This is a genomic window from Nocardioides sp., assembly GCF_016462705.1.
Classification (GTDB): domain Bacteria; phylum Actinomycetota; class Actinomycetes; order Propionibacteriales; family Nocardioidaceae; genus Nocardioides.
This window is the reverse complement of sequence record NZ_JAEMSS010000001.1, coordinates 1-19,222: the sequence shown is the minus strand read 5'-3', so window position 1 is coordinate 19,222 and position 19,222 is coordinate 1. Positions and strand designations below refer to the sequence as shown.

Annotated in this window: 19 protein-coding genes; 7 read left to right on the top strand and 12 right to left on the bottom strand. The window is 73.1% G+C overall.

The window, feature by feature from the left end; genetic code table 11:
* Nucleotides 1-37 precede the first annotated feature (37 nt).
* Nucleotides 38-916: an alpha/beta fold hydrolase gene (locus tag JHD21_RS00095; protein WP_292670643.1), complete on the bottom strand. Its 879-nt coding sequence runs from the start codon at nucleotides 914-916 to the stop codon at nucleotides 38-40.
* A gap of 49 nt (nucleotides 917-965) precedes the next feature.
* On the opposite strand from JHD21_RS00095, the gene JHD21_RS00090 reads away from it, so the two are divergent.
* Nucleotides 966-1,556, top strand: coding sequence for a TetR/AcrR family transcriptional regulator (locus JHD21_RS00090; protein ID WP_292670641.1), 591 nt, complete (start codon nucleotides 966-968; stop codon nucleotides 1,554-1,556).
* Nucleotides 1,557-1,559: 3 nt separating this feature from the next.
* On the opposite strand, the gene JHD21_RS00085 is transcribed toward JHD21_RS00090, so the two are convergent.
* The 3 genes from JHD21_RS00085 to JHD21_RS00075 are packed head-to-tail and all read right to left on the bottom strand — an operon-like array spanning nucleotide 1,560 to nucleotide 4,074.
* A complete protein-coding gene (locus tag JHD21_RS00085) occupies nucleotides 1,560-2,039 on the bottom strand; it encodes a PGPGW domain-containing protein (RefSeq protein WP_292670640.1) in 480 nt (159 codons plus the stop codon).
* A gap of 28 nt (nucleotides 2,040-2,067) precedes the next feature.
* Entirely contained in the window at nucleotides 2,068-2,568 is a 501-nt protein-coding gene (locus tag JHD21_RS00080) for a nuclear transport factor 2 family protein (protein WP_292670638.1), read from the bottom strand.
* Nucleotides 2,569-2,610: 42 nt separating this feature from the next.
* A complete protein-coding gene (locus tag JHD21_RS00075; protein ID WP_292670637.1) occupies nucleotides 2,611-4,074 on the bottom strand; it encodes a PAS domain S-box protein in 1,464 nt (487 codons plus the stop codon).
* A 134-nt stretch (nucleotides 4,075-4,208) separates the two neighbouring features.
* Between JHD21_RS00075 and JHD21_RS00070 the strand changes: the two genes are divergently transcribed.
* From JHD21_RS00070 to JHD21_RS00060, 3 genes are all read left to right on the top strand, one after another.
* Nucleotides 4,209-5,039 carry an adenylate/guanylate cyclase domain-containing protein gene (locus JHD21_RS00070; protein WP_292670636.1) on the top strand — a complete coding sequence of 277 codons (831 nt, stop codon included), beginning with the start codon at nucleotides 4,209-4,211 and terminating at the stop codon, nucleotides 5,037-5,039.
* On the top strand, nucleotides 5,036-5,635 hold the full coding sequence (locus tag JHD21_RS00065) for a TetR/AcrR family transcriptional regulator (RefSeq protein ID WP_292670635.1): 600 nt from the start codon (nucleotides 5,036-5,038) through the stop codon (nucleotides 5,633-5,635). The genes JHD21_RS00070 and JHD21_RS00065 overlap by 4 nt, the downstream gene beginning before the upstream one ends.
* A 116-nt stretch (nucleotides 5,636-5,751) precedes the next feature.
* Nucleotides 5,752-7,434, top strand: coding sequence for a GGDEF domain-containing protein (locus JHD21_RS00060; RefSeq protein WP_292670634.1), 1,683 nt, complete (start codon nucleotides 5,752-5,754; stop codon nucleotides 7,432-7,434).
* A gap of 6 nt (nucleotides 7,435-7,440) precedes the next feature.
* Here JHD21_RS00060 and JHD21_RS00055 read toward each other — a convergent pair whose 3' ends face one another.
* The 8 genes from JHD21_RS00055 to JHD21_RS00020 form a co-directional block, all read right to left on the bottom strand.
* Nucleotides 7,441-8,298 carry an aldo/keto reductase gene (locus tag JHD21_RS00055; protein ID WP_292670632.1) on the bottom strand — a complete coding sequence of 286 codons (858 nt, stop codon included), beginning with the start codon at nucleotides 8,296-8,298 and terminating at the stop codon, nucleotides 7,441-7,443.
* A 23-nt stretch (nucleotides 8,299-8,321) separates the two neighbouring features.
* On the bottom strand, nucleotides 8,322-8,729 hold the full coding sequence (gene paaI, locus JHD21_RS00050; protein ID WP_292670630.1) for a hydroxyphenylacetyl-CoA thioesterase PaaI: 408 nt from the start codon (nucleotides 8,727-8,729) through the stop codon (nucleotides 8,322-8,324).
* 10 nt (nucleotides 8,730-8,739) lie between these two features.
* Entirely contained in the window at nucleotides 8,740-9,792 is a 1,053-nt protein-coding gene (gene paaE, locus JHD21_RS00045) for a 1,2-phenylacetyl-CoA epoxidase subunit PaaE (protein ID WP_292670629.1), read from the bottom strand.
* Nucleotides 9,792-10,274: a 1,2-phenylacetyl-CoA epoxidase subunit PaaD gene (paaD, locus tag JHD21_RS00040; protein WP_292670628.1), complete on the bottom strand. Its 483-nt coding sequence runs from the start codon at nucleotides 10,272-10,274 to the stop codon at nucleotides 9,792-9,794. Before paaD ends, paaE begins: the two co-directional genes overlap by 1 nt.
* On the bottom strand, nucleotides 10,271-11,128 hold the full coding sequence (gene paaC, locus JHD21_RS00035) for a 1,2-phenylacetyl-CoA epoxidase subunit PaaC (RefSeq protein ID WP_292670626.1): 858 nt from the start codon (nucleotides 11,126-11,128) through the stop codon (nucleotides 10,271-10,273). The genes paaD and paaC overlap by 4 nt, the downstream gene beginning before the upstream one ends.
* Before the next feature lie 8 nt (nucleotides 11,129-11,136).
* Nucleotides 11,137-11,418, bottom strand: coding sequence for a 1,2-phenylacetyl-CoA epoxidase subunit PaaB (gene paaB / locus JHD21_RS00030; RefSeq protein WP_292670625.1), 282 nt, complete (start codon nucleotides 11,416-11,418; stop codon nucleotides 11,137-11,139).
* Complete coding sequence (gene paaA, locus JHD21_RS00025; protein ID WP_292670623.1) at nucleotides 11,415-12,353, bottom strand: 1,2-phenylacetyl-CoA epoxidase subunit PaaA; 939 nt, start codon at nucleotides 12,351-12,353, stop codon at nucleotides 11,415-11,417. Before paaA ends, paaB begins: the two co-directional genes overlap by 4 nt.
* Before the next feature lie 87 nt (nucleotides 12,354-12,440).
* On the bottom strand, nucleotides 12,441-13,175 hold the full coding sequence (locus tag JHD21_RS00020) for a hemerythrin domain-containing protein (RefSeq protein WP_292670621.1): 735 nt from the start codon (nucleotides 13,173-13,175) through the stop codon (nucleotides 12,441-12,443).
* Between the two features lie 114 nt (nucleotides 13,176-13,289).
* Between JHD21_RS00020 and JHD21_RS00015 the strand changes: the two genes are divergently transcribed.
* The 3 genes from JHD21_RS00015 to JHD21_RS00005 are packed head-to-tail and all read left to right on the top strand — an operon-like array spanning nucleotide 13,290 to nucleotide 19,153.
* Nucleotides 13,290-16,655 carry a BTAD domain-containing putative transcriptional regulator gene (locus JHD21_RS00015; RefSeq protein ID WP_292670620.1) on the top strand — a complete coding sequence of 1,122 codons (3,366 nt, stop codon included), beginning with the start codon at nucleotides 13,290-13,292 and terminating at the stop codon, nucleotides 16,653-16,655.
* Between the two features lie 49 nt (nucleotides 16,656-16,704).
* Nucleotides 16,705-18,759, top strand: coding sequence for a phenylacetic acid degradation bifunctional protein PaaZ (gene paaZ / locus JHD21_RS00010; protein WP_292670618.1), 2,055 nt, complete (start codon nucleotides 16,705-16,707; stop codon nucleotides 18,757-18,759).
* Between the two features lie 22 nt (nucleotides 18,760-18,781).
* Nucleotides 18,782-19,153 carry a DUF4267 domain-containing protein gene (locus JHD21_RS00005; protein ID WP_292670616.1) on the top strand — a complete coding sequence of 124 codons (372 nt, stop codon included), beginning with the start codon at nucleotides 18,782-18,784 and terminating at the stop codon, nucleotides 19,151-19,153.
* Nucleotides 19,154-19,222: the final 69 nt, after the last annotated feature.

Genomic DNA, 19,222 nt, shown 5'->3' with positions numbered 1-19,222 from the left:
CGGGGACCGACCGAACCCTCCGACCGAACCTCGCGACCTAGCGGGTCGCGAGGAGCGGCAGCACGGTCTGGTCCCACGCCGGCCGCATGTTGGCCCGGAAGAAGCCGTGGTGCCCGATCCGGTCCACGCCGAGGTCCGAGGGTGCGAGCCGGTGCGGCTCGACCGGCGCGGCGGCGTACATCTCCTCGAGGGCCTGGTGGCTCCGCGCGCTGAGCAGCTCGTCGTCGGTGAAGGACAGGGCGGCGATCGGCAGGTCGAGCTCGGCGAGCCGGGCGCCGAGGTCAGGGACGTCGACGCCGTAGTAGTCAGGACTCAGGCACCAGCGGGACCACTGCCGCATCGCCGCCGACGGCGCGTCGCCCAGGAGACCGAGGCGACGGCCCGGGAAGTAGCCCGCCGCGCGCATCACCAGCGGCCCGACCACCCGGAAGAGCAGCGGGGCCCGCCAGCGGATGGACGGCTGGTTGTAGCGCCAGTAGCCGGAGCCGGCCGCGACCAGCAGGGCCCGGTCGAGCAGGTCGTGCCGGGCGAACGGCAGCAGCTGCCCGCCGAGGCTGTGGCCGATCCAGGTGACCGGGAGACCGAGGTCCTCGTCCAGCAGCGACTCCAGCGCACTGGCCGCGTCGCCCGCCCACCGGAGCACGTCACCGCGCTCGGCCTTCATCTCCGCGACGCTGCCCGTGCCTCGGTAGTCGAACGTGAGCACGTGGAACCCGGACTCCGCGAGCCAGGTGGCGAACGCCGCGTAGAACCGGGCCGGGGTGGCCATCGCGGGGACGAGGACGACGGCTCCGCGGGCGTCCTCGCCGCCCACCACCGGCTCGAAGCGGGTGGCCCGCAGCTCGCGCCCGTCGTCGGCCACGACTGTCGAGGACCGCGGCTCGACCAGATTATTACGAGTGTCATAGATCGTCATGACGAGCAGGTTATGACGACTGTCATAGTGGTGGCAATAGACTTCTGCCGTGACCACCGACACCAACGCACCCACCGGGCGGCGTACCGACACCCGGCGCCGGATGGTCGTGGGCGCCGCCAAGGTGATCGCCGCGGGTGGCGTGGACGCGATGAGCCTGCGCGAGCTGGCGATCCAGGCGGGGGTCCCGCTCGGCTCGACCTACCACCACTTCCCCGGCGGCAAGGCGCAGCTCGTCGACGAGGCGGTCCGGCTGGTCGGGGCCCAGGTCACCCAGCTCATCGAGGACGCCCGCACGCAGGGCACCGACACCGTGCTCCAGGTCTTCGCCGACCGGTGGCGGCGGGTGCTCGAGGCGAGTGAGTACGCCGCCGGCTGCCCGGTCGCCGCGGCGGCGGTGGCCACCGACCCGCGGCACCAGGAGGTCGCCCGCGAGGTGTTCGCCGACTGGCACCGGGCGCTCACCAGGGCGCTGCGCGACTCCGGCGTACCGGCCAAGCGGGCCGGGCGGCTGGCCCGCACCGTGGTCGCGGCCACCGAGGGAGCGGTCGCGCTGGCCCGGGCGTCGCGGACGTCCGACCCGCTCGACGAGGTCGTCGCCGAGCTCAGCGAGCTGGTCGAGAGCGCCCGGGCTCGCTGAACCTCAGGCGTCCGCCTCGGCCCGGACGGCGGCCCGCTGCTTGAGCTCGGTCACCCGCTCCGGGTGGCCGTGGTAGCGCCGGTAGCTCCACACGATCAGGCCCAGCGCGATGACCGCCGAGGCGACCTGGGTGATCCCGGTCGGCAGCCCGCCGGGCAGCCACCAGCCGTCGCTCAACGGCCACCAGCCCGGGGCGGGGGGCGAGGCGATCCACAGCACGCCGCAGGCGCCGAGACCCAGCGCGAACAGCACGGACAGGGCGACCTTCCAGATCGACTCGACGCCCATCGCGGCACTGATCAGCGCCCGGTCGAGGATCGGGTCGACGCGCCGCTCGGCCCACTCGTACTGCTGGCTCAGCACGAACAGGCCCGCGGCCAGGAGGAGCAGGCCCGGTCCGGGCAGGACGAGCGCGGCGATCCCGGCGAGCACGAGCACCCAGCCCACCACCTCGAGCAGGACCCGCTTGGCCGCACCTCTCATGGGGCGAGCCTGACAGACGACGACAACGTCAGCCGCCGAACTGAGCGACGTACGCCTTGCCCTCCTCGGACAGGTTGCCGTGCGCCTTTGCGATCCGGGCCCACCGCATCGACATCTTCATGAACCGCAGCGGGTTGTAGATGTCCTCCTCGCGGCTGAAGAGCCCGTCGCCCGCGTAGGTCATGATCGTCAGGTTGGACTCCTCGTGGTGCGAGCCGTCGCCCGGGTCGGGCATCAGGTTGCGCACCTCGCAGATCAGCCGCGAGGTCGGGACGTCCACGACGGACCACGCGAGCGGGAAGCCGGTCATGATCCCGCCCGGGAAGGACGTCATCGTCCGCACCGACCACTCGCGGATCTCGTCGCGGCCGCGGAAGGTGCCGAAGGCGTGCTCGACGTACTCCGCGTCCTGCGTGAAGTTGAGGGCGAAGTCGTCCCAGTTGCCCGACGTCGCGTGTTCCTGCACCCGCTCGTGCATGGCGGCGTACGCCGCGGTGATCTCGTCTGCGCTGAACCGTCCGTCGCTCACCCGCTCATCCAACCGCACGGCAGGACCCGCGCCCAGGTCGTCCTACGACGCCGGTGCCGGACCGTCGTCCGGCAGTCGTACGGTGAAGCGGCTCCCGCGGGCCGGGTCGCTCTCGACCGAGAGGCGGCCCCCGTGGGCGTTCACGATCGACGACACGATGTTGAGTCCCAGACCGGTCCCGGGGATCTCGCGGCGCAGTGCCCCCTCGCCCCGGAAGAAGCGGGTGCAGACGTGCTCGAGCTCCTGCGGTGTCATGCCGATCCCGGTGTCGCAGACGGTGAGGACAGCGTCGCCGTCACCCGCACCGTGCCCGTCGCGGTGCAGGCCGACCGTCACCGAACCGCCGGGTTCGGTGTACTTGAGCGCGTTGGACACGAGGTTCTCGATGACCTGCCGGACCCGGGGGCCGTCGACATGGGTGACCAGCGACGCAGGGAGCTCGGCGGACAGGTCGAGCCCGGCGTTGTCCGCTTGCGGGGCCGCGGCGTCCAGGGTCTCCCGGACGAGCTCGGCCAGGTCGACCGCCCCGCGGTGCAGCTCGAGTCCGCCCTCCCGGGCCTGGGCGACGTCGAGGAGGTCCGAGACCAGCAGCTGGAGGCTCCCGGCGTTGCGGTGGATGACGTCCAGCTGGGTCTGGACCGCCTCGGGGAGGTCGTCGCGGCTCCGGAGGAGCTCCAGGTAGCCGAGCACCGAGGTGAGTGGGGTGCGCAGCTCGTGGGAGACCGAGGCGACGAACTCGTCCTTGACCTGGAGGGCGCGCATCAGGTCGGTGATGTCCTGGTAGGCGAGCACGGCCCCGGTCATCTCCCCCGAGGGGTCCCGGACGGTGCGGGCCGAGGTGGAGAGCGCGGAGCGGGTGGCCGGGTCACGACCCACCCAGTACCAGAGACCGTCGAACTCCTCACCCTGGACCGCCCGGAAGGAGGGCATGTCCTCGCGCCCCATCGGGGTGCTGCCGTCGGGGAAGTACACGTGGCCGAGCTGGCCTGCGGCGCCGTCGTGCCCGTCAGGGAAGGTCACCCGCATGTAGTCCTGGTGCCGCCGGTTCATCCGCCGGTACCGCCCCTCCTTGTCGATCAGCAACAACCCGACGTTGACGGTCTCGAAGATCGCCTCGAGGGTGCGCCGCTCGGCCTCGAGCTCGGTGATGTCGAGGATCTGCGAGATGAAGTGGAGCGGCGAGCCGTCCGCCTGCCTGACCAGGGCGACCGAGAGGTCACCCCAGACGATCCGGCCGTCCGCGTGCAGGTAGCGCTTGGTGAGCCGGTAGGAGTCGATGTCTCCCGCCACGGCTTGACCGAAGAGCTCGAGGTCGTTGTCGAGGTCGTCGGGGTGGGTGAGCTCCTGGAACCCTTTGGTGGTGAGGGTCTCGGGGTCGTAGCCGAGCATGTCGCACAGCGCGCGGTTGACGACGAGCAGCCGGCCGTCGAGCCCGACCAGGGTCATGCCGACCGGCGAGTGCTCGAGCGCCAGGCGCCAGAGCTCGCCTCCGTCCGGTGCATCCACGAGCGCCTCCCTCCGAGGTCACCGTACGTGCGGGTCGATACGTCCGGCGGGCACCAGGGCACACCCTGGGGTACTCGGTCCCACCGACCCCGGGCCAGTACCCGGCGCGAGCCCGCCGCTGGGAACATGTGCTCGTGGGGAACACGGCGCTCGCGGTCTTCATCGTCGCGGTGTCGGTCGAGGGTGCCCTGCTGCTGGTGCTCACCGGCCTGTGGCTCAAGGGACGGCGCACGCAGCGGCTGCTACGGGCCAAGCTCGCCGCCGCGCTCGACACGACGGGCAAGCGGCGTCCGCCCAAGCGGCTGGTCCCGAAGCCCGACGAGCTCGTCAAAGGGGTGTGGGAGACCGCCAACCTGGTCCGGGAGAAGGGGTTCGGTGGCGCCATCCGCAGCTCGATCGAGGACCTGGCCGGCTGGGCGCAGGTCGAGCGGCCGGCGCTGGTGGCGATGGCCGGACCCGACGGCGGCATCTCCATCCTGTTCTCCGACATCGAGGGCTCGACCGAGCTCAACGAGCGGCTCGGTGACCGGGAGTGGGTCAGGCTGCTGGCGCGACACGACTCGGTCGTGCGCTCGGCGGTCGACCGGCACCACGGTCGGGTGGTGAAGACCCAGGGTGACGGCTTCATGGTCGCCTTCCCGACCCCTGAGGACGCAGTGCGGTGCGCGGTCGCGGTCCAGCGCGCCTTCGACAAGGGCAGCCGCAGGGGCAAGGCCGTCGTGCTGGTCCGGATCGGCATCCACCACGGCGACGTCGTCCACCGCGACAACGACATCTTCGGCCGCAACGTCGCCCAGGCCGCCCGGGTCGCGGCGCTCGCCTCGGGCGGCGAGATCCTGGTCAGCGAGAGCGTGGCGGAGGCCGTCGAGGACTGCGACGACGTCGTGCTGACCGAGCGGCGTCAGGTTCAGCTCAAAGGACTCAGCGGTGACCACGTCGTCAGCGTGGTGGACTGGGCGGCATGACGGAGGCCGACGTCCCCCGCCGTGGCCGGCCCGGCCACGACCAGGCGGCCGTGCTGCGCATCGCCATCGACCTGTTCAACCGCCAGGGCTACGACGGCACCAGCATGGGTGACCTGGCGGCCGAGCTCGGGGTGACCAAGTCGGCGATCTACCACCACGTGCCCAGCAAGGCGCACCTGCTCTCCCAGGCCCTCGACGAGGCGCTCGAGGGGCTCGAGGCCGCGATCACTCTCGCCGAGGCGATGTCGACGGCGTCGGCGTACGAACGGCTGCGGTCGGTCGTCCGGCAGAGCGTCGAGGTCCTGGTGGCCCACCAGCCCGCGGTGACCCTGCTGCTGCGGGTGCGGGGCAACAGCGAGGTCGAGGTCCGGGCCCTGAGCCGGCGGCGGCACGTCGACGCGCGGCTCGCCGCGCTGGTTCAGGCGGCCGTCGAGGAGGGCACGCTGCGCTCGGACCTGCGCCCGGACCTCGTGAGCCGGCTGCTGTTCGGGATGGTCAACTCCCTGGTGGAGTGGTACCGGCCCGGCCGCGGGGTCGGCGGGACCGAGCTCGCCGACGCGATCGCGACCCTGGCCTTCGACGGTCTGCACCGCTGACCGCGGGCCGGCCCCGCGCGGGATGAGTTGCGCCAAACCGCAGCGGGGGCCACGACGGCTCCGTACGGTGGGGGTAGTGGCCTCCGTGCGAGGCGTCTCGGTCCAGGTGAGGTGCGATGCTCACGCTCTTCTCCCGTAGCTCTACGGTCGTCGCCGGCATCGTCCTCGCGGCCTCGTTGGGCCTGGCGACGATGACGGGCATCGCGGTCGCCGGGCTCAACAACACCGCTGCGGAGTCCGATGCGATCAACACCGACGAGGTGGCCCACGCCACGCTGGCCGCCCAGTTCGCACTGGCCGTCGACCGGGCGTTCGTCACGGGTCGCACCCTGGCCCTGGTCGAGTTCAACTCGTCGATGTCTGCCGAGCTCTACCAGGAGCAGATCCCGCGGGTCGAGGCGCTGCTCGTCGACCTGCGCCGGATCGAGACCGAGGACGGCGGCGAACGCGAGCGGGTGGCCCGGCTGGTCAACGGCTGGACGGCGATGCGTGCCTTGCTCACCGACCCCGGCCTGACCAGTCCCGAGAACACCGAGCTCATCGAGGAGCTGCGCCAGCAGTACGAGACGTTCAACCGGGACGCCGAGGCCATGGTGAGGAGTGAGGCGGCCGACGCGGGGTTGCGCAACCAGGCGACGTCCGACGCCGTGGACGGCGTCAAGTGGCAGCTCATCGGGACCGCGGGTCTGACGTTGGCCCTCCTGGCGGGGCTGGGCTTCGTCGGCAACCAGCGGATGCGGCGCGAGATCGAGCCGATGAAGGACCAGGCCGAGTTCGCGGACACGCTGCAGCTGACCGAGACCGAGGAGGGTGCGCACGGGCTGCTCCAACGCCGTCTGCTCCGCGTCGTCCCCGACGGGGCCGTCGCGATCCTCAACCGCAACAACAGCGCGAACCGGCTCGAGGCGATGACCGACCTCTCGGACGACCCGGCGCTGGCCGAGCGACTGGAGGCAGCCGAGCCCCGGTCCTGCCTCGCGATCCGCTCCGCGCGTGCCCATGACGAGGACGCCCGCGAGCCGGGTCTGATCACCTGCGACGTCTGCTCTCCCTGTGCGGCCTTCTCCACGTGCCGCCCGCTGACGGTGGGCGGCGAGGTGATCGGGTCGGTGCTGGTCAGCACCCCGCACCGCGCCGATCCACGACAGCGCCGGATGGTCCGCGACTCGGTCGCGCAGGCGGCGCCGGTGCTGGCCAACCTGCGCAACCTCGCGATCGCCCAGCTCAGGGCCTCCACGGACGCCTTGACCGGGCTGCCCAACAAGCGATCCGTGGCCGACAACCTCAAGCGGATGTTCGCCCAGTCCTCCCGGTCGGCCAACCCGATGGCGGTCGTGATGCTCGACCTCGACCACTTCAAGTCGCTCAACGACCGGTTCGGCCATCCGGCCGGCGACCAGGTGCTCGCCAGCGTGGGGACGGTCATGCGGGCGACGATGCGGGAGGGGGACTTCGCGGGCCGCAACGGCGGCGAGGAGTTCGCAGTGATCCTGCCGGACACCGACGCGGCCGGCGGCGCCGCCGTCGCCGAGAAGCTCCGCAAGGCGATCGCGGACGTCGTCGTCCCCGGTGTCGACGTCGAGATCACCGCCAGCCTCGGGGTGGCCGCCTACCCCGAGCACGCCCTCAGCCCCGAGCGCCTGGAGCGCCTCGCGGATGCCGCCCTCTACGTCGCGAAGCGGCTGGGGCGCAACCGGGTCGAGGTCGCGACGGGTCACCCCGAGCCCGAGGACGACCAGGTCACGATCCACCCGGCCAGCAACGGCGTGGCGAGCAGGGACCTCGCGACGTCGTCCTGACCTGCGTCAGGCGGAGGCGAGCTGAGCCAGGTCCTCGTCGTCGAGCTGCAGATGGACGGCCGCGACCGAGTCGGTGACCGACTCCGGGCGGCTCGCGCCGGGGATCGGGACCACGTTGCCGGAGCGGGCCAGCTCCCAGGCGAGGGCGACCTGCTGCGGGCTCACGCCGTGCTTGGCGGCGACCTTGCCGAACACCGCGAAGTCGTCGCCGAGGCCGGCCGCGCCGCCCATCCCGCCGAGTGGGCTCCACGGCAGGAACGCCAGCCCCAGCTCGTCACACACGTCGATCTCGGGCTCGGAGGAGCGGAACGACGGTGAGTACTGGTTCTGGACCGACACCAGGCCGGCGCCGAGGATCTCGTGGGCCAGGCGGATCTGCTCGGGGTCGGCGTTGGAGATGCCCGCGGTGGCGATCAGGCCCTCGTCCAGCAGCGCCTTGAGGCCACCGATGCTGTCGGCATAGGGAACGGCGGGGTCGGGCCGGTGGAACTGGTAGAGGCCGATCTGCTCGACGCCGAGCCGCCGGGCGGAGGCGACGCAGGCCTCCCGCAGGTACTCGGGCCGGCCGTCGAGCGTCCACGCGGTCCCCGTGCGGGTGTGGCCGCCCTTGGTCGCGACCAGCACGTCGTCGGGTCCCGCGCCGGCCTGGGCGAGGGCCTTCGCGATCAGCACCTCGTTGTGACCGAACTCGCTCTCGTCACGACAGTAGGCGTCGGCGGTGTCGATCAGCGTGACGCCGTTCTCCACGGCGGTGCGGATGGTCGCGATGCCCTGCTCCTCGTCGTTGACGGGGCGCACCGACATCGGCATGCCGCCGAGCCCGATCGCGCTGACGGTCCGGTCGCCGAGGCGTCGTGTCTGCATGCGTCCTTGGTACCCGATGGCTCCTAGGGCGTGCGGGGCGGCAGCTGCCGGCTGCGGCCGCGGAACTCGGCGACCACCTCGCCGTCGGGGCGGCGGACGGTCACGTCGCAGATCCCGGTCCGCGCGGTGAGCGACCGCTCCTGCGCCGTGGCGACCAGGACGTCACCGACGTGAGCCGGGCGCAGGAAGGTGACCTCGAAGCCGGAGGCCACGGCGGCGACGCCGTGCGAGTTGCAGGCCACCGCGAACGCGCTGTCGGCCAGCGTGGCGACGAGACCGCCGTGCGCCGTGCCGTGCCCGTTGAGCATGTCGTCGCGCACGGTCATCCGGACGACCGCGCGGCCCTCCGCGACCTCGACGAGCGTCATGCCGAGCGCGCGGCTGGCCGCGTCAGCCGCCCACATGTCCTCGACCCTCAGTGCCCGGCTCACGGTGCCCCGCTCATGCGTCGAAGTCCACGGTGACCGGGTCGGCGAGGGGGTAGGACTGGCAGGTCAGCACGAAGCCGGCCTCGACCTCGGCCGGCTCGAGCGCGTAGTTGCGACGCATGTCGACCATGCCCTCGGTGACCTTGGCCCGGCAGGTGCCGCAGACCCCGCCCTTGCAGGCGAACGGGAGGTCCGAACGCGACGCCTGTGCCCCGTCGAGGATCGGCAGGTCCCGGGGGAGCGGTGCCGTGGTCGTCAGCCCGTCGAGGACGACGGTCACCTCCGTGGTCTCGCCCGTCACCCGGGCCTCGGCCCGGTGCAGCTCGGGCGGGGGTGCGTGGACGTAGAACAGCTCGAAGTGCACCCGGTCGGCCGGGACACCGAGGTCGGCGAGCACGGTGCGGGCATCCTCGAGCATCGCGTGCGGCCCGCAGATCCAGACGTGGTCGAACGTCGCCGCGGGGGCCAGCACGGTGAGCAGCCGGTGCAGCCGGTCGGCGTCGAGGCGGCCCGAGAACAGCTCGACGTCGCGGGGCTCACGGGACAGGACGTGCACGAGCTGGAGCGCGGGCCCGTAGCGGTTCTTCAGGTCGGCCAGCTCCTCGGCGAACATCACCGACCCGGTGGTCCGGTTGCCGTAGAGCAGCGTGACCTCGCCGTCGTTCCCCAGCACGGTCGCCGCCACCGACAGCATCGGCGTGATGCCCGAGCCGGCCGCGACGCACAGGTGCCGGCCGCCCTCGAGCAGGGCCGGGTCGGGGCAGAACCGGCCACCCGGCGACTGGACCTCCACGGTGTCGCCCGGGCGGACCTCCCGGACCAGCCACCGGGAGAACAGCCCGTCCGGGATCTCCCGGACGCCGACCCGGGGCGACGACCCGACCGGGGCGCTGATCGAGTACTGGCGTCGCTCCTCACGGCCGTCGACCGTGCGCCGCAGGGTCACGGACTGGCCGGGGACGAACGCGAACTCGTCGCGGAGGTCGTCGGGCACCTCGAAGGTGACCGCGACCGCGTCGTCGGTGAGCTCCTCGACCTCGGCGACGGTGAGGGTGTGGAAGGCCACTAGTGCTCCTTCACGTGCTCGAACGGCTCGAGACAGCCGGTGCAGCGGTAGAGCGCGGTGCAGGCGGTGGGGCCGAACTCCGAGGTGAGCTCCACCTGCGCCGACCCGCACCGAGGGCAGGTGGCGTCGCGCCGGGTCGGCAGCAGGTTGAGTGCGACCGGGCCGTCGTGCCGCGGCGCCGGGCCGGGGGCCGAGAGGCCGTGCGCCCGCAGTGCCGCGCGCCCGCGCTCGGTGATCCAGTCGCTCGACCAGGCGGGCGTCAGCGAGACGCGGACGCGCGCGGCGTACCCGGCCTCGGACAGGCGGTGCACGAGGTCGTCGCGCATGGTCGCCATGGCCGGGCAGCCGGAGTAGGTCGGCGTGATCGTGACGACGACCTCGCTCCCCTCCGCCCGCACGTCGCGCAGGACCCCGAGGTCCTCGAGGGTCAGCATCGGCATCTCCGGGTCGGTGACCGCGGCGGCCACCGCGTAGGCGTTCACCAGGTCCCCAGCGGGTGGGCGCGGGCGACGACCTGCATCTCGGCGAGCATCCGGGACAGGGCCTCGGTGTGCCCGTGACCCGACATCGGGCCGACCGCGGGACGGTCCACCCCGGCCGCCGCGAGGACCTCGTCCAGGACGACGCCGGTCTCCGCGGCCACGTCGTAGGTCGCGACCAGCTCGGCCTGCAACGGCCAGACCTCCGTGAGACCGGCGAGCAGCCGGCGCCGGGACTCGTCGGTGCCCTGCGCCAGCGTCACGAACCAGCGGGCGGCGTAGTCCCGGTGGTAGGCGAGCTCCTTGACCCCCTTGGCCGCGATCGCCGACAGGACGGGATCGGCGTGGGCGGTCAGCCGCTCGAAGGCCGCCAGCCTGGCCGTCGCGAAGAGCAGCAGCCTGGCGACCAGGTGCCCGAAGTCGCCGTGCGGCACCTCGACCAGCCGGACGTTGCGGAAGTCGCGAGCCTCGCGGAAGAACGCCAGCGCGTCCTCGGCCGGCACCGGCGAGCCCTCCGGCAGCGCCGGGACGACCGACGGGTCGGCGGCCGCGGCCCGGGACAGCAGCAGCCGGGCCTGGCCGAGCAGGTCGAGGGCGATGTTGGCCAGCGCGATGTCGTCCTCGAGGTCCGGGGCGTTGCTGCACCACTCCGAGAGCCGGTGGGACATCACCAAGGCGTCGTCCCCGAGGAACAGGCAGTACGCCGCCAGCCCGGCCGGGTCGAGCCCCGCGGGGACCGTGGTGTCGACGCCCGCCAGCGGATCCTCGCCCTGCTGGATCTCTGGCAGGTGCCCGAAGGCCCAGTGCGCGTCGTCGCTGCCGAGCAGGTCGGCGTACGCGTTGTCGTGGTCAGTCACGGTCGCCGTCACATGTGGGGGACGTCGTCGGGGATGGAGTAGAAGGTCGGGTGCCGGTAGACCTTGTCGCCCGCCGGCGCGAAGAGCGGGTCCTTCTCGTCCGGGCTCGAGGCCGCGATGGCGTCGGCGCGGACCACCCAGATCGAGACGCCCTCGTTGCGCCGGGTGTAGACGTCGCGGGCGTTGTGCAGCGCCATCGCGTCGTCGGCCGCGTGCAGCGACCCGACGTGCACGTGGTTGAGCCCGCGCTTGCCGCGCACGAACACCTCGTAGAGCGGCCACTCGCTCATGACGTCCCCCTCGCGGCGAACGCAGTCGCGGCGTCCCTCACCCAGGCGCCGTCCTCGTGCGCCCGCCGCCGGTGCGCGATCCGCTGCCGGTTGCACGGTCCGTTGCCCTGGACCACCTGCATGAACTCGTCCCAGTCCGGCTGGCCGAAGTCGTGCGCGCCGCGCTCCTCGTTCCAGCGGAGCTCCGGGTCGGGGAGCGTCACGCCGAGCGCCTCGGCCTGCGGCACGGTCATGTCGACGAACCGCTGGCGCAGGTCGTCGTTGGTGTTGCGCTTGATGCCCCACGCCATCGACTGGGCGGTGTTGGGGGAGTCGGCGTCGGGCGGGCCGAACATCATCAGCGCCGGCCACCAGAACCGGTCCACCGACTCCTGCACCATCGCCCGCTGCTCGTCGGTGCCCCGCATCATCGTCATCAGCAGCTCGTAGCCCTGGCGCTGGTGGAAGGACTCCTCCTTGCAGATCCGGATCATCGCCCGGCCGTACGGGCCGTACGACGTCCGGCAGAGCGGGACCTGGTTGCAGATCGCCGCGCCGTCGACCAGCCAGCCGATCGTGCCCACGTCGGCGAAGGACAGCGTCGGGTAGTTGAAGATCGAGGAGTACTTCTGCCGGCCCTCGATGAGCATCTCGGTCAGCTCGCCGCGGGAGACGCCGAGGGTCTCGGTGGCGGAGTAGAGGTAGAGCCCGTGCCCGGCCTCGTCCTGCACCTTGGCCAGCAGGATCGCCTTGCGCCGCAGCGACGGCGCGCGGGTGAGCCAGTTGCCCTCCGGCTGCATCCCGATGATCTCGGAGTGCGCGTGCTGGGCGACCTGCCGGACCAGCGTCTTGCGGTAGCCCTCGGGCATCCAGTCGCGGGGCTCGATCCGATCGTTGCGGGCGATCACCGCGTCGAACTGCTGCAGCAGCACGTCCTCGGGCACGGTCGTGGTCATCCCGCCTCCGGAGCTATTTACTGACCAATCGGTCTGTAAATAGTGCCAGCACGACCGGTCCAGCGCAAGCGCGGTGCTGACCGGTCGTCAGACGTACCGGAAGGCCCGCTGCTCGCGCCGCTCGAACCGACCTCGGAAGAGCCGCCGCAGCAGGCGGTGCGGTGTCCCGGCCTGGCCCAGGAACTCCCGGGCCAGGTCATCGGGGACGCCGTGCATGACCCAGCAGACGAGGAAGGGCACCATCCGGACCGGGTAGCCCTTCTCGGCGGCCGCCTCGAAGGCCGCGTAGTCGTCGACCGTCACGGTCCGCTGGAGCAGGGGCAGCGCCCCGGTCTCCTCGTGCCGCAGGTGGTCGGCCAGGAGCGCCCGGGTCTCGGTTACGTGGACGTCCAGGGCGTTGCGGTGGTCCGCGCACGGATGGCTGCGCATCGCGGCGAACCCCTCGGCGCAGGCCCGGAGCGCAGGGTCGATCCGTCCGTGCTCCTCCTCCATCGCCTCCAGCGTGGCGCGGCCCTCGGCGTCGCCGGCCGTGTCCAGGGAGCGCAGCATGGTCGGCCACAGGTGGTCGTCCTCGATGGCGTGATGGTGGTGCAGCGTCTCCGCGAAGAGCGCCCAGCGGTCCGCGAGGGCCGCCCAGGTGTCGCGGTCACCGACGGGGGTACGCCGGACCGCGGCCTCGAAGCCGGCCAGGTCGCGCCGGAAGGCGTGGTGCATCAGGTACATGCCGGTCTGGTCGTGCGGACCGTGGGCGACGTGGGTCTGGCCGGGCAGCGAGATCTGCGGGTGGTCTCCGGCGCTGGGACTGCGGGGGTGAGTGGTCATGTCGTCTCCTGTCGTGGTGTCCCCAGCGTGGGGGCGCCGGCTTGCGCCGTACTTGGGCCGGACTTGGATCACTCGGGAGCGCCCGGGAGGCCGCGCACCCACTACCGTGACGCCGTGCAGATCTCCGTGCTCGGTGCCTGCCGGGTGCGGGACGCGAACGGCGCCGAGCTCGACCTCGGCGCCCGCAAGCCGCGGTCGGTCCTGGCCGCGCTGGCACTGACGCCGGGGCGGGCCGTGGCCGCCGACCTGCTCGCGGACCTGGTCTGGGCGGGGAGCCCGCCCCGGGGAGCGCACGGCTCCCTGCACGTCTACATCTCGGGGCTGCGGCGGGTCCTGGAGCCCGATCGGCCGTCCCGGGGCGCCGGGGCGATCCTCGAGACCACCGACCACGGCTACGTCCTGCACGTGCCACCCGAGAACGTCGACGCCCAGAGGTTCGCGGTCACGGTGCGGGCCGCGGACCGGGTCCTGGCACCGCTGGCGAGCCAGCTCGACACCGGCCCGGCGCCCACGTGGCCCGACCGCGGTGAGGTCACCGCCGCCGTCGAACGCATCGAGTCGGCCCTCGACTGGTGGGACGGCGAGCCGTACGCCGACCTGCCCGGTCACCCCGACGTGCTCGCCGAGCGCGCGGCGCTCGAGCAGCTCCGCGCGGGCGCGGAGGAGTCACGGCTGCTCGGTCTGCTGGCGCTGGGCGAGCACGTCGGGGTCCTGGCGACCACCGAGGTCGCCGTCTCGCGGGGGTCGCTGCGCGAGCAGACCTGGGCCCTGCACGCGCTCGCGCTGCTCCGCTCCGGGCGGCAGGCCGACGCCCTGGACTCGATCCGGCAGCTGCGCGACCTGCTCGCCGAGGAGCTCGGCCTCGACCCCGGACCCCAGCTGCGCGCGCTGGAGCAGGCGATCCTCCAGCAGTCACCGGCACTCCAGCAGTGGCTGCCCGCCGCGCGGCAGGCCGCCGCCCCCACGTCCGGCGCCCCCACGGGACACCTCGACCTGTCCGGGCTGGTGGGTCGCGACCACGAGCGCGAGCGCCTCGCGGGGCTGCTGGACCGCACCCGGCAGGGCCACTTCACGGCGGCCCAGGTGGTGGGCGAGCCAGGGATCGGGAAGACCCGGTTGGTCGACGACCTGGTGGAGCGGGCCCGTTCCCTCGGCATGTCGGTCGCACTCGGCCGCTGCTCGCAGGACGACGGGGCGCCGCCCCTGTGGCCCTGGCGGGCGGTCCTCCAGGCGATCGACGCCGGGGGAGCCGAGACCGCTCCGACTCCCGACGAGACCGGTCCAGGCCTGGCCGCGTTCGCGACCTGGGACCGGATCGCCGGCCAGGTGCTGGCCGCGGCCTCGTCGGCTCCGCTTCTCGTGGTCCTCGACGACATCCACTGGGCCGACGACGCGACCCTGCGCACGCTGGCGCACCTCCTGACCAGCTGCCCGCCGGACGCCGCCGTGTGCGTCGTCGTCACCCGGCGCACCAACCCCGGACCGACCCCCGCGACGTCGCTGGTCGCCGAGGCACTGGCCCGTCGGCACGCCGAGCGGCTCGAGCTGGTGGGCCTGGATGCGCCGGCGTCCCGGGCGCTGATCGCCGGCCTGGTGCCCGGACCGGTCGAGGAGGCCGTGGCGGCGACCTGGCACGAACGGGCCGGCGGCAACCCCTTCTTCCTCGTCGAGCTCGCCCGGCTCGGGGCCACGGCATCCGGACAGGTCCCGGCCACGGTCCGGGACGTCGTGCTGCGCCGGCTGACGTGGCTGCCGGAGCGGGCCAGGCTGACGCTCGCCACCGCTGCCGCGGCGGGACGCAGGTTCCGCGCCGAGACGGTGGCGGCGGCGAGCGGCGAGCCGCTGGACGACGTCCTGGACGACCTCGAGCTCGCCCTGGGCGCTGATCTCCTCCTCGAGGCCGACGACGAGTCGTTCGCGTTCACCCACGCGCTGACCCGCGACGCGGTCTACCTGGCGATGCCCGAGCACCGCCGGGCCCGGCTGCACGCCCAGGTGGCCCGGGCGTTCGAGGGCGACCCGGAGGTCCGTCGGCTGACGGCCCCGGAGGAGCGCACCGCGGAGCTGGCGCGGCACTGGCTGGCCGCCGGCAGCAGCCACGCCGAGCGGGCCTGGCGCGCCGCCGACGCGGCCGCCGACCAGGCCCGGGCCTCCTCGGCGTACGCCGAGGCGATGGAGCTGCGAGGGTCCGCCGTCGCCGCCCACCGACGCTCGGCCGACGGTGACGACGAGCAGCGCTACGACCTGTTGCTGCGGCTGGCCACCGACGCGGCGTACGCCGCCCGCTGGCCGCAGGTGGAGGCGGCCGCCCAGGAGGCCACCGCGCTCGGCCGCGCGCTCGGGTCGCCGGCCCGGGTCGGCGCGGCGGCCAGCACGCTGAGCCGCTACTGCGTCTGGCTGCCGCACGAGCCGGACGCCGACGTCGAGGACATCATCGACGATCTCCGCTGGGCGCTGGAGCACGCCGTCGAGGAGGACGGCGTGACCCGCTGCCGGCTCCAGATGGCCCTGTCCGTCGAGCTCTACTACGAACCGGACTCGAGTGCCGAGCGCCGGGCCCTGGTCGACGCCGGGCTGCGCCTGGCCCGGGCTGCCGATGACCCCGACCTGCACTGGTGGGCGTGCCGGACGGCGTGGATGGCGAGCTGGGTCCCCGAGCAGGTCGAGGAGCGGGCCGCCTGGGCGGCCGAGGGGGTCGCGGCGGCACGCCGGGCCGGGGACGCGGCGGCGGAGGCGGTGCTGCTCGTCACCGAGGGGCTCACCCTCCTCGAGCTCGGGCACGTCGACCGCTGGGACGAGCTGGCAGGAGCCGCCGCCGCCATCGCGCGCCGGGACCGGTTGCCGTTCGTGCTGCTGACGCACCACTGGATGGAGATGACGCTGGCCAGCCTGCGCGGGCAGACCGACCTGGTGCGCGAGCACCACGCCGGACTGGTCGCCGTCGCCCCCGAGGTGGCGCTGCCGATGCAGGACATGCAGGGGCCCGCCGCGCTGACCTACTCGCGGTTGTGGAGCGACTCCCCGGCCGAGCTGGCCGAGCTGGCCGGTCCGATCGCGCAGGCCTACCGCGAGGGCCGGATGGCCGCGGTCGTCGCGCACGTGGTCCTCGGTCGGTGCGGGATGGTCGAGGAGCTGCGTGCCGTCCTCGAGACCAACCCGCTGCCGTCGGAGGAGGGCTCGTTCTGGTCCTCGGTCGCGGACTGGTGCGTGGAGGCCGAGACCGCTAGCGTCGTCGGCAGCCTCGGGCTCGCCGTCCAGGCACGCGAGATGCTCACGCCGTACGCCGACCGGATGGCGGTCGCGGGAGCCGTGATGACCGTGGGGCCGGTGGCCGGCTACCTGGCGCTGGCCGAGGTCGTCGCGGGCGACCGGGCCGCGGCGGCGCGGCACGCCGACGCGGCCCTGGCGGCCGCCGAGCGGTGGTCCTTCGCCGCCTACGCCGACTGGCTGACCCAGCATCGGGTGCGGCTGGGGTTCTGAGACCACGAGGTCATTTACTGACCGATCGGTCTGGTATTAGCCTGCCGCCATGGCTGCGCGCGGGAACACGCCTCTGCTCGAGAGCTATGCGGTGGGCCGCTGGTTCGCCGCCCCGGACGAGGGACAGCCGCTGCTCGACGCGGCGACCGGCGACGAGGTCGCCCGGCTGTCCTCGACCGGCCTGGACCTGGGCGAGATGGTGGCGCACGCCAGGACGGTGGGCGGCCCGGCGATCCGCGCGCTGACCTTCCACGAACGGGCCGGGCTGCTCAAGGAGCTCGCCAAGCAGCTGGGCGCCGACAAGGAGCCCTTCTACGAGCTGTCGTTCCGTACGGGCGCCACCCGGCGCGACTCCGCGGTCGACATCGACGGCGGCATCGGGACCCTGTTCGGCTTCGCCAGCAAGGGGGTCCGCGAGCTGCCCAACGACACTGTCGTCCTCGACGGTGGGCTCGAGCAGCTCGGCAAGGGCGGCACCTTCGTCGGCCAGCACGTCCACACCTCACGGCCGGGCGTCGCCGTGCAGATCAACGCCTTCAACTTCCCGGTCTGGGGGATGCTCGAGAAGCTCGCGCCGGCCTTCCTCGCCGGCCTGCCCAGCATCGTCAAGCCGGCCAGCCAGACGGCGTACCTCACCGAGGCGGTGGTCCGCCGGATCATCGAGAGCGGCGTCCTCCCCGAGGGGTCGCTCCAGCTGCTGGCCGGGAGCGCGGGCGGGCTGCTCGATGAGCTCACCGTGCAGGACTCGGTCGCCTTCACCGGGTCGGCGCACACGGCGGGCCTGCTCCGCAACCACCCGCAGGTCCTGCACGGCGGCGTCCGGCTCGGCGTCGAGGCGGACTCGCTCAACTGCTCCATCCTCGGTCCGGACGTGACCGCGGACGACCCCGAGCTCGAGCTCTTCGTCAAGGGCGTCGTCACCGAGATGACCGTCAAGGCCGGCCAGAAGTGCACCGCCATCCGGCGCGCGATCGTCCCGGCCGCGATGGCGGACACCGTCGTCGAGGCGCTGACCGCTCGGCTGGCGACGGTGCCGGTCGGTACGCCGTCGCACCCGGACGTCCGGATGGGCGCGCTGGCCAGCCTCGAGCAGCGCGAGGAGGTGCGCAAGGCGATCCAGTCGCTGCGCGCGTCCGCGGACGTCGTCCACGGCGACCCCGACCACGTGGACCTCGTCGACGGCGACGCCGATCGCGGCGCCTTCCTCGGCCCGGTCCTGCTGCGGGCCAGGCAGGGTGCCGTCGAGCCGCACGACGTGGAGCCGTTCGGCCCGGTGAGCACGGTGCTGACCTACGACTCCCTGGACGACGCGGTCGAGCTGGCGGCCAGGGGCCGCGGCTCGCTGGTCGCCTCCGTCGTCACCCACGACCCCGACGTCGCCCGGGCGGTCGTGCTCGGGATCGCGCCGTGGCACGGCCGGGTCCACGTCCTCGACCGCGACGACGCGGCCGAGTCGACCGGCCACGGCTCACCGCTGCCGATGCTGGTGCACGGCGGCCCCGGCCGGGCCGGCGGCGGCGAGGAGCTCGGCGGCGTCCGGGCCGTCCTCGGACACATGCAGCGCACCGCGGTGCAGGCGTCACCCGACCTGATGACCGCGATCACCGGCCGCTGGACGACCGGGTCCCGACGACGCGACGACGGCGTCCACCCGTTCCGCAAGAGCCTCGCGGAGATGCGGGTCGGCGACACCGTCGCATCGGCCCCGCGCCAGGTGACCCGGGCCGACATCGACCACTTCGCGGAGTTCACCGGCGACACGTTCTACGCGCACACCGACCCCGAGGCGGCCGCCGCCAACCCGCTGTTCGGCGGCATCGTCGCGCACGGCTACCTGATCGTCTCCCTGGCGGCCGGCCTGTTCGTCGACCCCGACCCCGGGCCGGTGCTGGCCAACTTCGGCGTCGACAACCTCCGGTTCCTCACGCCGGTGAAGGCGGACGACTCGATCGCGGTGACGCTGACGGTCAAGCAGATCACCCCGCGGGCGACCGCCGACTACGGCGAGGTCCGCTGGGACGCCCTGGTCACCAACGCGGCCGGCGAGCCGGTGGCGACGTACGACGTGCTGACCCTCGTCGCCAAGGAGTGGCCGCAGCCCTAGCCCCAACCCCTAGAGTCCCGGCATGGCAGTCGACACCGCCGCGCTGGTCGCGGGCAGCATCCGGTTCGCGTCCGGCGTCTCGTTCCTGGTCGACCCGCTCAAGGCCAACCGGCTGTGGGGGGACAAGCGCGAGGTCGACACCACGGCGCGGCTCCTGCTGCGGTCGATGGGCTACCGCGACTTCCTCATCGGAGGCCTGCTGATGCAGGCGGCGCTGCGCGGCAAGGACACCCGCGGGTGGTTCCTGGCCTCGGGCGGCGCCGACGCGGCCGACCTCCTGGGCGGGCTCCCGGTCCACCACGAGATGACCGGTTCCCAGAAGGCGATCGGCCTCGGCGGTGCCGCGCTCGGGATCGGCGTCGGCCTGTGGGGTGCCACCCGCCGTCGCCGCTGAGGGGCCGGCGCCGGCGGCGGAGTCCCCGGATATCCGGTGACCCCGACGCTTCTGCACCGAGATCTCGGT

Bases quoted from the DNA above. Each gene is read 5' to 3' on its own strand.
- JHD21_RS00060 (WP_292670634.1), top strand. From the start codon at position 5,752: ATGCTCACGCTCTTCTCCCGTAGCTCTACGGTCGTCGCCGGCATCGTC.
- JHD21_RS00065 (WP_292670635.1), top strand. From the start codon at position 5,036: ATGACGGAGGCCGACGTCCCCCGCCGTGGCCGGCCCGGCCACGACCAG.
- paaB (WP_292670625.1), bottom strand. From the start codon at position 11,418: ATGAGCGAGTGGCCGCTCTACGAGGTGTTCGTGCGCGGCAAGCGCGGG.
- JHD21_RS00005 (WP_292670616.1), top strand. From the start codon at position 18,782: ATGGCAGTCGACACCGCCGCGCTGGTCGCGGGCAGCATCCGGTTCGCG.
- JHD21_RS00095 (WP_292670643.1), bottom strand. From the start codon at position 916: ATGACGATCTATGACACTCGTAATAATCTGGTCGAGCCGCGGTCCTCG.
- paaA (WP_292670623.1), bottom strand. From the start codon at position 12,353: ATGACCACGACCGTGCCCGAGGACGTGCTGCTGCAGCAGTTCGACGCG.
- paaZ (WP_292670618.1), top strand. From the start codon at position 16,705: ATGGCTGCGCGCGGGAACACGCCTCTGCTCGAGAGCTATGCGGTGGGC.
- JHD21_RS00020 (WP_292670621.1), bottom strand. From the start codon at position 13,175: ATGACCACTCACCCCCGCAGTCCCAGCGCCGGAGACCACCCGCAGATC.
- JHD21_RS00055 (WP_292670632.1), bottom strand. From the start codon at position 8,298: ATGCAGACACGACGCCTCGGCGACCGGACCGTCAGCGCGATCGGGCTC.
- JHD21_RS00085 (WP_292670640.1), bottom strand. From the start codon at position 2,039: ATGAGAGGTGCGGCCAAGCGGGTCCTGCTCGAGGTGGTGGGCTGGGTG.